General features: G+C 40.0%; 15 protein-coding genes. 5 read left to right on the forward strand and 10 right to left on the reverse strand.

Features of this window, described 5'->3' with window-relative positions; genetic code table 11:
• Window positions 1-2: 2 nt before the first annotated feature.
• The 7 genes from H6G28_RS22450 to H6G28_RS22480 form a co-directional block, all read right to left on the reverse strand.
• Window positions 3-1,181: an FtsW/RodA/SpoVE family cell cycle protein gene (locus tag H6G28_RS22450; protein WP_190674310.1), complete on the reverse strand. Its 1,179-nt coding sequence runs from the start codon at window positions 1,179-1,181 to the stop codon at window positions 3-5.
• 132 nt (window positions 1,182-1,313) lie between these two features.
• Window positions 1,314-1,922, reverse strand: a complete 609-nt coding sequence (locus H6G28_RS22455) for a GNAT family N-acetyltransferase (protein ID WP_199332908.1) — start codon at window positions 1,920-1,922, stop codon at window positions 1,314-1,316.
• A gap of 81 nt (window positions 1,923-2,003) precedes the next feature.
• Window positions 2,004-2,990: a glycosyltransferase gene (locus H6G28_RS22460; protein ID WP_190674312.1), complete on the reverse strand. Its 987-nt coding sequence runs from the start codon at window positions 2,988-2,990 to the stop codon at window positions 2,004-2,006.
• 57 nt (window positions 2,991-3,047) lie between these two features.
• Window positions 3,048-3,650, reverse strand: a complete 603-nt coding sequence (locus tag H6G28_RS22465) for an FHA domain-containing protein (protein ID WP_190674315.1) — start codon at window positions 3,648-3,650, stop codon at window positions 3,048-3,050.
• A 3-nt stretch (window positions 3,651-3,653) separates the two neighbouring features.
• Window positions 3,654-4,331, reverse strand: a complete 678-nt coding sequence (locus tag H6G28_RS22470; protein WP_190674316.1) for a hypothetical protein — start codon at window positions 4,329-4,331, stop codon at window positions 3,654-3,656.
• Window positions 4,332-4,340: 9 nt separating this feature from the next.
• The gene (locus H6G28_RS22475; RefSeq protein ID WP_190674318.1) at window positions 4,341-4,934 is read right to left on the reverse strand and encodes a Uma2 family endonuclease; all 594 of its coding nucleotides are present in this window, start codon (window positions 4,932-4,934) and stop codon (window positions 4,341-4,343) included.
• A 274-nt stretch (window positions 4,935-5,208) separates the two neighbouring features.
• Window positions 5,209-6,111, reverse strand: coding sequence for a hypothetical protein (locus H6G28_RS22480; RefSeq protein WP_190593386.1), 903 nt, complete (start codon window positions 6,109-6,111; stop codon window positions 5,209-5,211).
• A gap of 402 nt (window positions 6,112-6,513) precedes the next feature.
• Between H6G28_RS22480 and H6G28_RS22485 the strand changes: the two genes are divergently transcribed.
• Window positions 6,514-7,752, forward strand: a complete 1,239-nt coding sequence (locus H6G28_RS22485; RefSeq protein ID WP_190674320.1) for a glycosyltransferase family 4 protein — start codon at window positions 6,514-6,516, stop codon at window positions 7,750-7,752.
• Between the two features lie 38 nt (window positions 7,753-7,790).
• On the opposite strand, the gene H6G28_RS36930 is transcribed toward H6G28_RS22485, so the two are convergent.
• Window positions 7,791-9,092, reverse strand: a complete 1,302-nt coding sequence (locus H6G28_RS36930; protein WP_242054630.1) for a glycosyltransferase family 4 protein — start codon at window positions 9,090-9,092, stop codon at window positions 7,791-7,793.
• Window positions 9,093-9,246: 154 nt separating this feature from the next.
• Between H6G28_RS36930 and H6G28_RS22500 the strand changes: the two genes are divergently transcribed.
• From H6G28_RS22500 to H6G28_RS22510, 3 genes are all read left to right on the forward strand, one after another.
• Complete coding sequence (locus tag H6G28_RS22500; protein WP_190593384.1) at window positions 9,247-10,212, forward strand: DUF1822 family protein; 966 nt, start codon at window positions 9,247-9,249, stop codon at window positions 10,210-10,212.
• 100 nt (window positions 10,213-10,312) lie between these two features.
• The gene (locus H6G28_RS22505) at window positions 10,313-12,634 is read left to right on the forward strand and encodes a CHASE2 domain-containing protein (protein ID WP_190674322.1); all 2,322 of its coding nucleotides are present in this window, start codon (window positions 10,313-10,315) and stop codon (window positions 12,632-12,634) included.
• A gap of 78 nt (window positions 12,635-12,712) precedes the next feature.
• Entirely contained in the window at window positions 12,713-13,513 is an 801-nt protein-coding gene (locus tag H6G28_RS22510; protein ID WP_190674324.1) for a DUF928 domain-containing protein, read from the forward strand.
• A gap of 136 nt (window positions 13,514-13,649) precedes the next feature.
• On the opposite strand, the gene H6G28_RS22515 is transcribed toward H6G28_RS22510, so the two are convergent.
• Both H6G28_RS22515 and H6G28_RS22520 read right to left on the reverse strand, forming a co-directional pair.
• Window positions 13,650-14,621, reverse strand: coding sequence for a CobW family GTP-binding protein (locus tag H6G28_RS22515; RefSeq protein WP_190594673.1), 972 nt, complete (start codon window positions 14,619-14,621; stop codon window positions 13,650-13,652).
• A gap of 82 nt (window positions 14,622-14,703) precedes the next feature.
• Window positions 14,704-15,903 (reverse strand): RNA-guided endonuclease InsQ/TnpB family protein, encoded by a 1,200-nt coding sequence (locus tag H6G28_RS22520; RefSeq protein WP_190594674.1) that lies wholly within the window; start codon window positions 15,901-15,903, stop codon window positions 14,704-14,706.
• A gap of 154 nt (window positions 15,904-16,057) precedes the next feature.
• Between H6G28_RS22520 and H6G28_RS22525 the strand changes: the two genes are divergently transcribed.
• Window positions 16,058-16,807 (forward strand): SDR family oxidoreductase, encoded by a 750-nt coding sequence (locus H6G28_RS22525; protein WP_190594675.1) that lies wholly within the window; start codon window positions 16,058-16,060, stop codon window positions 16,805-16,807.
• Window positions 16,808-16,956 lie beyond the last annotated feature (149 nt).

Below are 16,956 nucleotides of genomic sequence, written 5' to 3' on the forward strand. Positions count from 1 at the left end.
TATCACCTATATAACTTTCGCCGCGATGGAGTTCGGCGTAACGGTACAACCTCAGCTTCGTTGCTTTCCCTGGCTACCCGAATTAACAATGCAGCCGCAACTAAACTAGCAATCATCGAATTACCACCGTAACTAAACATCGGTAAGGGTAAGCCTGTAGTTGGTAAAGCGCCTGTCGCAACGGCGATATGTAATAAAGATTGTCCAATCATCACAATAGTGACACCGATCGCCACTAAACGATTAACGGGATTTTTGGCTTTCATCGCCACAATTAATCCCAAAGTGGTAAACACTGCTAACATCAGCAGCAGGGCGATACCACCTGCAAAACCAAACTCTTCGGCGAAAACAGCAAAAATAAAGTCGGTATCTTGAATGGGTAAGAAAAATTGTTTTTGCTGCGAAAAGCCATAGCCAGCGCCCCAAGTTTGTCCAGAACCAACAGCGAGTAAACTTTGAACTAACTGATAGCCATCACCTGTTGCATCTGCCCAGGGATTGAGAAAAGACATCACCCGCTTGCGCTGATATTCTTTGATGCTAATACTGAGTACGGCTAATAACACTCCGCCTATTGCTGTGCCAGCTAAATATTTATAAGGTAATCCAGCCGCTAAGGCAATTAACCAAATTGTCATCCCGCAAAGTGCAGTTGTACTCAAGTTAGGTTGGGCAAGAATGCCCAAAAGTACCAACCCAAAAATTAACAACCAAGTCAAACGCACTCGCCCAGGTATTTGTTCCCATTGTCCAAAAAGTCTGGCACTTTGCAACACTAAAAAAGGTTTGATTAATTCTGATGGTTGGATAGGGATGGGGCCAATGGCTATCCAACGCGCTGCATCAAACGCTTTTTTACCTAAACCTGGGACAAGAGTCACGAAAATTAACAGTAAAAACAGTCCTAAAAACCAATGAGATACCCGCAAAATTTTGCGTAACGGCAGATTCACAATCAAGTTAAAGACGATTAGCGAAACTATCACCCAGATAATCTGACGTTTGAAATAATATAATCCGTCGCCTTGACGCGCGTCGGCAACTGGGTAAGATGCTGAATACAGCACAATTAACCCAAAAAATAACCAAATCAAGGTTAACCAACGCAACAGCCGCGCCTCTACAGCCCAGCTAGTAACGGAATTATCAAAAATGGGAATCAGTCGAGTTAGATTCACGATTCAGTACAGGTAATGCTTAAAAGTTAAGGTATAAACTCATAACTTATAACTTATAACTCTTCTATAACGACTGGTAAAGTAAATTCAATTAAATGCTTAATGTAGATATTTAAAAGAAATCGATCATTATCATGAACTACTATGGTCAGCAGGGTTGTTATGTTGCCAGTCTAGTCGATTAAGACGATAAATAAAGCACTCATCCTCACCGAATCTTCGGTATTCAACAAATTGGAAGCCAAAACGTTCATAAAAGCGGTGGGCGCGGGTATTGTTGGCAAGTGGATCAATAATTACAGCTGCTACCGATGGCTCGGCAAAACATCGAGCCAGGGCTAACTGCATCATTTTTGTTCCATAGCCTTTGCCTAAATCTGACTCTTCCCCAATCCAGATATCGATAGCCCGCAGATTTTCTGCAACATCTCCCCAATAATGGCTTTCCTCACGAGCCGGATCGATGATCTGGATAAATCCAATGGGACGACCATCGATTTCAGCAATCAATTGCTCTCTCCAATCAGGGGTTTTTTCCAGTTCTACTACCCAGTTCCAGTCATCGTTAGGATCTGAAGCCATCACATGAGGCTGTTCATCCCAATGTCGTAGCAGATCCAAATCAGCAGAGGTGGCAAAGCGTAGGTTAATCACAACTTCCTTGAACTTCAAACTTGTTGTAACTTTGACTATTTTCGCTGGTTCAACCGGCGATCGCAGGTGTAGCAGTGATCCACACATGGCCATTGTTTATGGCTTGGCTAAAACTCTATCCTAAGCTTCTGCAAGATTGCTACCACAAGGTTAGTTTCAAGGAGAATTTCAAGCTGAGATGTAGTGTAGTGCTTGGACAGCACCGTTAATATAAGTTGGCATAGACAAATTTCTTGTCACCTCTATTCTGTCTAACAGTGTGCTGACGGTTGTAATGGCCTGTTGTATATTTTGTACCCTGTAAACTTGATTAGCTCTTTTGGCTTGGCGATCGTACAATCTTTGAAAGGCAAATGCTACCAAAGGTACACCCACAGCCACACATTCGTAGACTGTGTTATATCCTGCGCCACCAACAACAATATCAGCAGCCGCTAGACATTCAATTCCTGGATGGTGCGATATCCATAAAGTTTCGGGAATATCTGCGGGACAATTAGCCGCTAAAATTCTGACTACACAATGGGGAAAATTTTGCTGTAAGCACAGGGTGAGTTGGGCAAAGAAAGACAATTCTGAAGCGTTCCCGGCTGCACAAACTAAAATCGTTTTGATATCTGGGTTAACTTTGAAAATATGCGATCGCACACTCATTCTATCCGGTAATTCTTCACAATTGCGAATTAACCAAGGGGCTGTATGCTGCACATTTGGTAAGTCAGCCAAGGGTAAATCTTGCCCTTCACCGGGAACAATCACTGTATCGTAGTTCTGGGCGACAAAAGACCGCAAATTTTTAGCGTTTACATAGTCTGGGTTGATATCTCGATGAATTAAAATGCGTGGTGTGGCTTGCAACTGCGGTAAGATGTCTGCGAGTTCACCGCCTAAGCCTCTAGGAAAAGTGTCTATAATTAGGCGATCGCATTGAGTATTCAAGATGATTTCTCGTACTTGCTGACAAGTTGTAGAAAAACCAGCCTGTTCAGAAATCCAATTTACTATGCAATTTTCATGATTGATTTTTAAGGCGTATGGACTGTTAGTAATAATCGTAACTTTTCTATCTTTAGCGGCAATTCTCCCCAAAGCCAAAGCCCGATTTAAATGTCCCCAACCACCCCCAAGGGCGTAAATTAACCAAGTGTTTGTCAATTGTCATTTGTCATTTTTTATTAACTAATAATTCCCCACTCCCCACCCCCTTCACATTCAACTTGCTCCCATATTGGTTTCAAAATCGCTATCTCTTTCTGCTTCAAAACTGACAGCATCAGCTTCGGTAAAGTCTACATTACCTGTTTCGTGGTTGTATGAATAGTTATCGCGGTCATGATAGTAACTACTACCCCAATAACGGTAACTACCATATTCGGGATAATAGGCATAATCATCATCATAAGATGTATTACAGTCAGGGCATTTGGTTCTATCGGTGCGTCCACAACGGCGTTTAAATAAAAAGCCTACCATGCGATCGCACTCTCCTAGATTGGCAAAGTTGACGACAATTTCACAACTGCCAATTTGAATGCGATCGCCATTTTGCAAGATACCATTAGTTAACTGAGTATCGTTAATTTTGATAGAATTATTTGTATTTTGGTTAATAATTATCAACTCTTGATTTTGCCAGTCAATCAAAGCATGGTAATCTGCAATTAAGTCATCCTCGATAACTATTCGAGAAACTCTTTGTTCATAAATTTGCTGTGGCATGGCATTAAATTGTTTACCAATAGCCACTGGGGTTTCTAAGACTGGTTCTCTGCGATCGCCTGTATTTGGATCTATCCAAGTTAGCTGTATTTGCAAAGTCTATTGTCCTCCTGTTAAATTGACTGCATAAGCTAAGGCTGCTTGCTGTTCGCGGTTGAGAACATCAAAGCCAAAACAAGCAAATGCAATTGGTGAAATGCTTGATTTGGTATAAAACACGGTTTTACCTGATGGATTTCTTAAAGCCGTCTTACCTTCTTTAATTCTAATTTGATAAACTAGCTGTTTATTAGGTTTTAAAATTTCGATACCTTTATCATTTGATTTAATCTGATAAACTAATTTTTTCCCTCCATCTTCTAAGCCATAATCACCATTACTCTGTTTTTTCAAACTATATAAATCTTGGTTTTGACTAGAATTTTCTAACTTCCAAGACCCTTTTTCCGTAACTACATAACCCAAAGTTTTATCCGCAGGATTTTTAAATTTTAATTTACCAGATTTTTCTGATTTAATTCTAGCTATTTCTTGCTCTTTTCCATCAACTAATTTAGCGCCATCTGCTTGCGGCTTAAGTTCAAATAAATCTGTCCCAGTTTCGGTTTTAATTTTAATTTTATCAGTCCGCGTGGCTACATTAGTTGTATTTTCAGCCACAGGAGGACTATTTACTTGATTTGGCTGTTCTACAGTCTTGTTACTTGCATTGCTACAGCCTAAAATAGCGGTAATCAAAAAAACTAAAGTTGCAATTTTTAAAACTCTATTCTTCATAGATTTAGTTTAGCTTTCTTCATTGTTGTCCGTAAAATTAACTCGTTCATAAATATCACTCAATGTAATTTCAACATTAAGTGTTTGAATCGATAAAGTTGCTGATTGAGTTTCAGTCTCAGTAAATAACCATTGACCTTCAGCAGTTTTAACATACTGCATAACATGATAGTTATACTGGTCAATTAAAATATATTCCTTAAACTCAGGAATTGAGCGATAATAAGTAAATTTATCACCTTGGTCATAGTTTTTAGGTGATTTTGATAAAACTTCGGTAATTAAACAAGGGTTCATCACAGTAGTCGTATTTGTTCCTGTATACACAGGTTCTCCAGCAATTACCATCACATCTGGATAAGTATACTGGCGATATCGAGGAACCCATAAGCGGACATCACTGATATATATTTCATAATCTTGAGCCTTCAATATCATTTTTAGAAATACAGCTAAATTCAAAGCAATTTTATTATGATTAGTAGTACCACCAGTCATGGGAATAATTTCTCCATCACGATATTCATTCCTAAATTCTGCTTTCTCTTCCAGTTCTAAATATTCTTCAGGTGTGTAATGGTGTGGTTTGATTTCTAACTGCATATTTCACCTGCTTTTAAGTTTGTTTAATCATTATCAGTCTATTGTAGTATCTTGATCACTATAGTATTTCTATTTGATATGTGAACAACAGAGACAAGGGAGACAAGGATGACAGGGTAGACAAGGGAGAAAGAGGTTTATAAATTATTTTAGGATTGCTATAGATACTACTACTAACAGTTTGTATTATTGCGTTTTTCATTCCAATAAAGTACATTCATCTAGTCTCTAGTCCATATAAACTTGTACTGTACTCAACTGAAAAATGCTGTATTTATTTAGACAAAGCTTTTGCTAGATTCAGCACTTGATAAAGGCTTAAAAACATCGCTGTAACTGTTTGATATATTTCCTCTTGATTGTCAGCGACATTAGGGGCTATTCTAACTGCAAGCTGCATAGATTTATCGGTTAATCTTAAGTTTCGCAGATTAGATAATTTTGGTAATTTTAATGCTCCATCAATTTCGTCTTTTAAAACTTTGATTGCACCATAGCGACGCTGAGGATAGACCATATTTAAGTGAATATCTAATCCTCCAGATTTAATTTTTGATTTATATTTATTTTTACCACTGCTACCACGTTTCCAGCCGTATTGCTTTTTAGATAAAGAAGTTGCAGATAATTCAAAGCGAGTCTTGTCTAAAAACTGTCCTTGAATTTTCATCCATTCATGTTGATAATTATCTATTTTCCAATCAGTTTTACTAGGGTGGGGTGTGGTACTGATTTTATGCTCGTTTTTTTCAGTTATTTTAAAAGATAGATGCAAATCAATAGTTGCATTTGTATCCATATCTCTCGCTAACATTTGTAAGATTTTTTGTGTAGATTGGTAACGATAATTAATCACGTTGATTCTACCGAACTTTGACCGCTTGACTAATGCCAAAATAAAAGCGATCGCCAGCCCAAAAATTGCTAAAGTTAATAAGAGGATCAGCACACCTAATAATTGAGCATCAGGTATAATAATAGAGCCAACAATTATCAAAATAACAGCAATTAATATTCCCCAAAAGTAATTTAATGCCTTTTTGCCATATTCTTTTTGTTTCAGTTCGGCAAGGTGATCAATCTCTGCTATCTCTTGCAAATCAGCTATTACTTGCTTAATTGATGCTTGCGCTGTATAAGTCAAGTTTTGCCGGAATTGTTTTACATCAATAGGCATATTATTTACAACTAAATCAGCTTTAATAGAATTTATTTGATTTTTGTTAAAAAAAGTAATTTTTCAATCTATTTCAATATTTTGAAATATTTTTTAATAAATTATACTTTGCTTTTACCTTGATTATACTCAATTATCAAAATAGAGCAATTGTATCTGATATTTGCAGTATGTGTAAGGTTGGTATTCACGACTATATTCTATAGCAATCCTATTTGAGTTGTGAAAAAGTATTCTTTTTAACGAACCGCAAAGGGCGCATAGACGCGATAGCGGCTTCCCGAAGGGTAGGACACAAAGAAAGAGAAAGAGGAAAAGAAAGAGAATTTCACAAATGATTGAGGATTACTATAGGTTAATTGAAAGTTTAGCTAAAAATGCCTACCTGCCATCTATATATTTATGAAGCAATCAAAAATAGCTTATATTTCATTTGATACTGTACCCGCACCAAAAGGAGCAGCAATTCATATTACAGCATTTGCTCAAGCTGTAGGAACTGCTTTTGATGGTATCGACTTAGTAACAGTTTCACCAACCAGAGAATGTATAGATAGTCAAGAGATTTATCCACAAGTTGCACACACAGCTTTAGCTGCTTGCGGAGATAATTTGATTCAGCGAATTTTGAATTTTCGTCATTTATTGAAATTATGGTTGCAAGACAAGCAATTTCAAGTTATACATATTCGTTCAATTTATGAAGGATTTGTAATTGCACAAAATAAACAGAAATATTGTCAAAAATTAATTTTTGAAGTGAATGGACTACCTTCCATAGAGCTGAAATATCGCTACCCAAATGTTGTGGATGATCAAGAGCTTTTACATAAGTTATATACTCAAGAGCAAATTTGTCTAGCAGTAGCAGATTTAATTATCACACCCAGTAGTATTACCTCAGAATATTTACAAAGTCGGGGTATATCAGATAATAAAATTCGAGTAATTCCTAATGGGGTAGATTTGGATGTATTTACCTACTCTGGAAAAAACCAAAATTTAAACAATCAATCTATCAATCTCATATATTTTGGTACTTTGTCACCGTGGCAAGGTGTAAATTTAGCAATTGAAGCTTTAGCTTTAATCAACCGCGAGATTCCTGCTGATTTAACGGTAATTGGACAAGCCAGATATGACCAAATTAAAACTTTAAAACAACTGGCTGTGAAATTAGAAGTTGCTGAACAGTTTAAAATACTAGAACCAATATCACAGCAAGAATTAGTTCAATATATTCATCATGCTGATGTGATTTTGGCACCTTTAACACCAAACGATCGCAACTTAATTCAAGGCTGCTGTCCACTGAAGATTTTAGAAGGAATGGCGACAGGTACACCTGTAATTGCTAGTGATTTACCAGTAGTGCGAGAACTTGGAGAAGATGGCGTACATTTTTTGTTAGTTAAACCCAGTTCCGCCAAAGCTATAAAAGATGCAGTCTTGCGCTTACAAAATGAACCAGAATTAGCAACTTATCTCGCTGCTAATGCTAGAGGGCGAATAGAACAGCATTATACTTGGCAACTGGCAGGTGAGGCTTTAATTGCAGCTTATACCGAGTTGGGGGTTGAGGAAGGGGAGAAGGGAGACAAGGTAGACAAGGGAGACAAGGGGGATAGGGTAGTTTGCTGATTTGATTTTGCATTTTGACTTTTGACTTGATTTCACCCTTAGTTTTTTAAAAGACGGTCGAGAACAATTTGCAGTCGCTGTTGTTCTTGAGGGATAGAATATTCTTTGAGGATGCGATCGCGTGCAGCTTGAGTAATTTGAGATTTGAGGGTGCTGGGCATTGTCAAACATTCTAAAACAGCTTCACCTAATTTATGCAGTTGCGATCGCGGCAAAATAAAACCATCTTCACCATGTGTAATTACTTCAGTGATACCCCCCGCATCACTAGCAATACAGCAACAACCACAAGCCATTGCTTCTAAAAGTGCATTTGGCATTCCTTCCCACAGTGAAGGCTGGAGATACACATCACACAATTGTAAATGCGCCGCCACAGCTTGAATATCAGGTAAATGTCCCGTCATAATAATTCTTTGTGCATGTTCTGGGTATTGAGTTGCATAAACTTGCAGCACAGATTCCTGAGAAGCCCGTACTTCACCGATAATCAATAAATAAGCTGGACGCTGATTTCGTACTGTGGTTAAAGCATTTAATAAAAATTGCTGTCCTTTCTTCTCCCGCAATTCTCCACAAAACCCTAATACTACTTCTTCTGGCGCAATTCCTAAAGATTCCCTATTAATTTTCCCTACTGCCGACTCTACGGTATACACGCCAGTTATCGTATCACTCTTGTTACCCCACCCTAACCCTCCCCTTTCCAAGGGGAGGGAACTAGATTTGCTTATTTCCCCCCTTGGAAAGGGGGGATTAAGGGGGGTAATTTGACTGGTTTGTATCGACTGAGGGGCAAAAATTTCTGTATCTACGGCATTTTTCAACACCAACACATCATTTCTCCCACTCAATAGCTGAATTTTGCGCGACATATCAGCACTCACAGCCGTAATGACTTGAGTTTGTTGCAACGTCCATTGCAAACGGGCAAAATCACCAGGGGGAAACATTTCTTTATCAATATCATTACCACGGGCGCTAACAGTGCTGGGTATTCCTTGCATTCCCCCAAACCAAGTTGCTAAAAAACCGCTTGGAAATACATAATGCCCCCACACTGCATCATAATGCCAACAAGAATGCAACCATTCCAGCACATTTAAAGTATGGGGCATAGTCATATCCCAATTACGGTATAGCCCAATACGATAAACACGGGATTTGCCATCTATACTTTCCGGTGGTAGAACTTCCCCCGGTTGTAGATAACGACTCCAGGTAACAACATCAACTGCTATACCCAACTGACACAGCGTCCCTACTAGCCTTGTCGCACTCCTAGCCAAACCCCCCACATCCGGGGAAAATCTTTCTGTAATTAACAGCAACCGCTTCATACAAACTTTATATATCTTTGCCTTGCAATAGCACAAATTTATGAATACACAAAAATATCAGGATATTTCTTTTATTTCTTGATTTTGTGGCATAAATTTATTGAGCCTGGGCGATAGATACTACAACACAGTCCTGAACACTAGGTATAACATTATGACTCGCACCACCCAGAGAGTAGATGATTTAGGCATCACGTTGCCTATCACTCAAGCCGCTTGTAAGATGGCTGAAAGATTTGCCCATCAACAACCAAACTCAACCAAAGCGGAACAAGTACGATTAAATACATTGGCCGTCTGGGTGGTGAATGAGTATTTGCAATTAATGGAAATTCCCACCAACCGCAACGTTGGCGATAGTTGGAACCCAATAATGCAGTTATGTAGTAACGTAGCTGACCTAGAAATTACCTCTGTTGGTCGTTTAGAATGTCGCCCAGTCAAATTAAATGAACAAACTTGTTTCATTCCGCCTGAAACTTGGGAGGACAGAGTAGGTTATGTAGTGGTGCAAGTAGATGAATCTCTCCATGAAGCCCATATATTAGGGTTTATGCGGAGTGTGCATGATGAATTTTTACCATTGCATCAACTACAACCTCTAGAAGCATTAATTGACCGCATCGCCCAATTACAAGCTTCTCCAGCTAAAGCTTTAGTAAATTTAAGCCAATGGTTTATCGGTCAAGTGGATGCAGGCTGGCAAACAGTGGAAGCTTTAAGAGAATTGTTAGATTCTAGACCTAATTATGCTTTTCGTGGTAGTGTAACCACGGAAGAATCATCGGCTAACCAACAGTCACAAACTACTAAAAGAGCAAAACTCATTGATTTGGGTATTCAAATTGCTCATCAACCCTTAATGTTGATTGTCGAAATTAGCCCAGAAGAAAATAAAACCAGTATTCGTTTGCAACTGCACCCCACGACTAATCAAGTTTATTTGCCAGAAGGTGTAAAACTCACAGTATTAGATGAGTCAGGCGCAGTATTTTTAGAAGCCCAAGCCCGCAGCGCAGATAATTACATTCAATTGCAATTTCGGGGAGACATTCAAGAACAATTTAGCGTCGAAATTTCGTTAAATGATATGAGTGTGAGAGAACAATTTATGATTTGAAAAACAAGCTAGAGGCTAGGGGCTAGGGGCTAGAGGCTAGGGGCTAGATTTAAATTAGTACTCGGCAATTTTCGATAAAATTTAAAATTTTTTATTGGTCATGGCTAAGTTAGTGGTTTTGAAATTTGGAGACGTTAGTTTTAACCAAGGGTTTGCTGTGACGCTTCAGATTGGTGAAGAAAGCGATCGCCCAACCACAGAAATCACTGGTAGACTACCACCATGCCCAGAAATGCCGCTATACTACACCCGTTGGCAATCAAGTTATCGTCAAATTGGTAATACCTTTCGCTTAGATGCTGAGAAAATCCAAGTCACAAATGTTTCTATTACCCAAAGTTGTCAAGATTTAGCCCATGTTTTACAGGCGCGTTTTAATACTTGGTTGCGTTCCGAAGAATTTCGCCCACTGCGGGAGAAATGGCTAGAAAAACTCATACCTACGGATGAGGTACGGGTAATTTTACAAACAGATAATAGTCAATTGCAGAGATTACCTTGGCATCTGTGGGAATTACTAGAACGTTATCCCAAAGCAGAAATAGCGATCGCCTCACCAACCTACGACAGCATCCCCCAACTCCGCACGCAAAACCAAAAAGTTAAAATTTTAGCCATCGTTGGCAACAGTCAAGGCATTGACACCCAAGCAGATTTAGCCATTTTGCAACAATGTCAAAATGCCGATATCACCTTTTTAGTAGAACCCCAGCGTCAAGAATTAAACGATTTTCTCTGGCGACAAAATTGGGATATTTTATTCTTTGCGGGACACACTTCTAGTCAGGGAGATGATGTCACCGGACGAATTTATTTAAACAAAACCGATAGTTTGACTATTCACGAGTTAAGATACGCCCTCAAACAAGCCATTGAACGGGGCTTGCACTTGGCAATTTTTAACTCCTGTGATGGTTTGGGACTAGCGCGAGAATTAGCTGATCTGCATATTCCCCAAATGGTGATTATGCGCGAACCTGTCCCCGACCAAGTAGCCCAAGAATTTTTGAAATATTTTTTAACAAGTTTTGCCGGGGGCGAATCTTTATATCAAGCAGTCCGCCAAGCCAGGGAACGTTTGCAAGGCTTAGAAGATAGATTTCCCTGTGCCACATGGCTACCAGTAATTTGTCAAAATCCTGCCCAAATCCCCCTAACTTGGCGACAAATCACACCCCCAATCAAAAGTAAATCTCAATACCCCAAACTCTACTGGAAATTAGGCATAGCCTCTAGTGTCATTATGACATTAGCAATTTTGGGGCTGCGGTTTTTCGGAGTTTTCCAAAGTGCAGAACTCCAAGCTTACGATCAAATGATGCGATCGCGCCCCGATGAAGGGTCAGATCCGCGACTATTAATAGTGACCATTGACGATGCTGATTTAGTCAACCAACGCCGTAGCGGTCAGGTTTTGAAGGGAACTTCTTTATCTGATCAATCACTCAATGCCTTACTAATCAAATTACAAGAATACCAACCGCGAGCGATCGGCTTAGATATTTATCGTGATTTTCCCGCCGAACTCCCAGAACTAGCTCAAAGGTTGCAAAAAACTGATAATTTAATTGGTGTGTGTAAAGGTAGTGATTCAACTGTCATGACCAAAGGCATTGAACCACCACCAGAAATTCCCAAAAATCGGCAAGGATTCAGCGACTTTCTTCATGATCCTGATGGAGTGGTGCGTCGCCATTTGATGTTTTTTACCCCAGAAACAGCATCTCTGTGTTCTGCTGACTATGCGTTCAGCACACAATTGGCATTTCGTTATCTTTTACCCTTGGGAATTCAACCAAAATTTACCCCCCAAGGAAATTTACAGTTAGGTAATACCATTTTTCCCCGTTTATCATCTCGTAGTAGCGGCTATCAAGGCATTGATGCCAATAGCGGTCAAACCTTACTCAACTATCGCGCTACCAAGAAAATTGCTGAAACCGTCACACTCACCCAAATTTTATCGAGTCCGATGAACTCTAACGCCATCAAAGACCGAATTATTTTGATTGGGGTGACAGCTAAAGGTGATTTTCCTGACTATTGGGCAACACCATTCAACAGCAGATTAGACGCACAAATGCCCGGAGTTACTGTTCAGGCACACATGATTAGCCAAATTATTAGTGCCGTCTTAAATCAGCGACCATTGCTGACAGTGTGGCCTTTTGGATGGGAAATACTTTGGATTTGGGGCTGGTCTGTGGTTGGTGGCTTGCTAGTTTGGCGGTGGCGGCGGCTACCCTTGTTGGCATTAGCCTTGGGTCTTACCTCTGGCATACTTTATTTACTGTGTCTTGGTTTATTAATCTGGGGTGTATGGGTGCCGTTTGTGCCTTCAGCTTGGTTGCTAGTAGGAACAACAACTACTGTTGCCATCCAAAATTGCCCGTCAAAGTTTTGGCAAAAATTTAAAAAATGAACAATTAACCGCTTGAAACAGTAGTCTACAGAGATATACTCAACTGTCTCAGCCTCACACAACTGGAGTTTACAACTGATGAAACTACCACTCGGATTAACTCTAGGCTATGTAGGTGTTTTAGCCAGCCAAACCCTAGCACTAGCAGCAACACCAAAGCCAATGGCAACACCAATACCAATGGCTAGTCACAACATGAAAACTGTATCCCAAACAGTAAATTTTAATCCACCTAAACCACCAGCAGATCCACCACCAGGAGGTCGGGTATTAGGAGGTGCAAAACGCGGTTCTTGTCCCCAAGTCAAACAAGATTTGACGGCTTTAGTACCGTATACAAAAGAACCATCTTCAATTACCAATGTTTGGTCATTAACTACATCACCACACCCAACCTTTTGGTTTTATGTGCCGTATTCCCAAAAAGACAATCTTCCCTCTATGTTTGTCCTGCAAGAAGATCAGCCGCAATCAAAGGAATTGTATAACCAACCAATAGCACTGCCAAAAAATCCCGGAATCATTAGTGTGACTCTACCTGCTAATGCTCCTAAATTAGCTGTCAATCAACGATACCGTTGGTTTTTGACTTTTGCTTGTGAGACTAAAGAACCATCACCTCCTATTTTTGTGGAAGGAGTAGTGAAACGAGTTAACCTCAGTCAAGCAACTATCAAGGAACTGCAAACAGCCACACTTTTAGAACAATTTGCCATCTATGCTCAAAATGGTATTTGGCATGAAGCCATCACAATACTAGCCACCCTCAGACAAGAAAATCCCCAAGATTCAGCCTTGAACACACAATGGCAAGATTTGTTAGCCAGCATCCGTTTAAACGATGTCGCCACAGAACCAATTTTGTCAGATAAGCATTAAATAAGGGTGTAAGGGTTTAGGGGTGTAAGGGTATAAGGGTGTAAAGGCTTAGGGTTTAGGGGTGTAAGGGTTTAGGGTTCTGAGTCATGTACACTGAGCGAAGTCGAAGTGTACATGACTCAGCATTCAGCACTTTCTACACTAGACAAGCCAAAAAATCTTGTTTGAGTTTGGCTTCATCTAAATTACGACCGATGAAAACCAACTCGTTTTTCCGGGTTTCGGTGGGTTTCCAAGGTCTATCGGGTCTACCATCAAATATCATGTGTACGCCTTGAAATACAAAGCGATTGTCTTCCCCTGCAATATTTAAAATCCCCTTCATCCGAAAAATATCAGTACCTTGAGTTTGTAATAATTTACTCATCCAAGCGTGTAGTTTCTCGCCGTCGAGTGCGCCTGCTGCTACTAACGCCACAGAATAAACGCTTTCATCATGTTCGTGGGCATCTTCGCCTAAAAAATTCGGGTCAATTTCTAAGGCGCGATTCAAATCAAACGCTTGCACACCCAATAAGGAATCCATTGCTAATTCTGAGTTGCGGGTGCGATAGATTTTGGCGATCGCATTCATCCCCCGAATCCGCTTTTCTAATTCTTCTAATTCTTCTGCTGCAACTAAATCGGTTTTATTAAGTAAAATAACATCCGCAAACGCAATTTGTTCTTGAGCTTCATCAGCTTCCCAATGTTGCCAAATATGCTTGGCATCCACCACTGTCACCACTGCATCTAGAGACAGTTTCGCCTGCATGTCTTCATCAACAAAGAATGTCTGAATCACTGGAGCCGGATCAGCCAAACCAGTAGTTTCAATTACTAAATGGTCAAACTTATCACGTCGCTTCATCAAATTACCGATGATGCGAATTAAATCGCCACGAACTGTACAACAAATACAGCCATTATTCATCTCAAATATTTCTTCATCGGCATCAATAACTAATTGATTATCAATGCCCACTTCCCCAAACTCATTCACAATCACAGCCACTTTTTTACCATGTTCATAAGTGAGAATGTGATTGAGTAAAGTTGTTTTGCCTGCGCCCAAATAGCCAGTCAAAACAGTTACGGGAACTGTATCTGTTATTACATCAGCCACCATATCATCAAAACCTCTGCTCTCGCTTGCATGATAATCTCACCCATAATAAGCGGTTTTATATTTTTGTGGTGAACTACCTACACTACCGCAAGCGGTTAGTGTAAGCTTCCTGCCCAACAGAAAGCGTGACAGTGGATTTCTTGCGTCCTCCCTTGACACGACTTACATCTGGGCGACAGGCTTTATCCCCCGTTCCAGAGGTCAAAATTCGTAGTCCCTCATCTCTGAGGTTAATGCTTGCGTTGATATCCCTGTCATGCTTCTCATAGCAGTTTTCGCAAGTCCAGAATCTTACATCTAGCGGTAAACTACCGACTTGGTTTAAGCACACATGGCAGGTTTTTGAACTAGGAAAAAATCTATCAACTTCCTGATATATTTTCCCCGACATCTCCGCTTTATATTTAAGCATTGTGCAGAACATACCCCATCCAACTTGATGTATAGATTTGGCTAGTTTATGGTTTTGCATTATGCCTTTAACATTGAGATTTTCCAGCACTATAACTTGATTTTCGTTAACTATCCTACGCGATAGCTTGTGCAGAAAATCCTCACGGCAGTTAGTGATTTTTCTGTGAACTCTAGCAACTTTTTTTCTAGCTTTGATGCGGTTATTAGAACCCTTCTGTTTTCTAGATAATTGCTGCTGTTTAAGTTTTAAATTCTGTTCATGCTTGCTCAGTATTTTAGGATTATCAAACTTAGACCCATCGCTAGTAACTGCAAAGTGAGTCAGTCCCAGATCAATACCTATCGCTTTACCTTCTGTATTTGATAATGGTTTATCTTTACCATCGTCAGAAATAATTGCCGCAAAGTATTGATTAGAGCAGTTTTTAGATATGGTTACAGTCTTAACTTTACCCTCAATAGGTCTATGAATTATTGCTGATATATCTCCTATTTTTGGGAGGGTCACGCAATTATCAGAAACCTTGACGTTTTGAGGATATTGAATTGACTGTTTACCATGCTTTGATTTGAATCTTGGATATTTAGCTCGTTTTTCAAAAAAATTATTAAATGCTACCCCTAGGTTTAAACAGACTTGCTGCAAGCATTGTGAATAGGTCGATGTTAGCCATTCGTACTCTTTCTTTAACTGGGGAATTATCTTTTTAACTTCGTATCCAGATAACCCCTTACCTGTCTCTTTATATGTTTGGTTCATCAAATTCAAGCAATAATTCCAAAGCCAGCGACAACAGCCAAAAGCTTGCGCTAGTGACTGCTGCTGCTGGACATCTGGATATAACCTGACTTTAACGACTCTTAACATATCATTAGAGTAAACAAAATTTGCTATAAAAAGTGTAGCATAAGAATTGCTAGTAATCTCTGCAAAAACTAGCCAATCTTCTAGGTTTAGTCATGGAAATCTTATGGTAGATTCGCTCTGACTGCTTTAAGCATCTATCCCAAAGGAGGAGCCAATGACGAGTAGCGCATCAAATGGCAAGATTGCACTAATTACTGGCGCAAACAAAGGCCTAGGATTTGAAATGAGCCGCCAACTCGCCCAGCAAGGATTAACAGTTCTGATAGCAGGACGCAATCTCCAAGCCGCGCAAGCAGCAGCAACGACACTGAAAGATGAAGGATTCAAAGCTGAAGCGATCGCCCTCGATATTAATAGTAGTACTCAAATTCACACAGCCGTTCAAGAAATCGCCGACAGATTTGGCCAGCTTGACGTTCTGATTAACAATGCAGGAGTGATGCTGGATGGAGATTGGGGCATTAGTAACGCCAGTTCTGTTTCTCTAGATATCATTCGCAAGACTTTTGAGACTAACTTTTTTGCCTTAGTAGAAGTGACTCAAGCATTACTGCCATTGATTTTGAAGAGTAAAAGCGGACGGATTGTCAATATGGCCAGCATTGAAGGTTCACTCACCCTCCACGCTGATCCAAACTCGTTTATCTATGATGCTAAACCCTTTGCCTACAATGCTTCCAAAGCAGCCGTTAATTCCTTTACCGTTCACTTAGCCCATGAACTACGCAATACACCAGTCAAAGTCAACAGCGCCCATCCCGGCTGGGTAAAAACAGAATTGGGTGGAGAAGGCGCAATGATGGACATTGGCGAAGGTGCAAAAACAGGCGTGCAGTTAGCTACCCTACCTGATGATGGGCCAAGTGGCGGCTTTTTCCATCTGGGTGAGCCTGTACCTTGGTAGTAATGAAGGGTTCGTAGTTGCGATTTATCACTTAAATAAAGGGCTAAAGCCCAACTACAAACTTTAAAAATATAATTAGCCTGCCTTCGCAGGCTTCGTTTGTATAGCCCCAGACTTCAGTCTGTTCGCGTAGCGTGCGCCTTAGCGCA

Origin of the sequence: Nostoc sp. FACHB-190 (genome assembly GCF_014696905.1) — a bacterium.
GTDB lineage: Bacteria > Cyanobacteriota > Cyanobacteriia > Cyanobacteriales > Nostocaceae > Nostoc_B.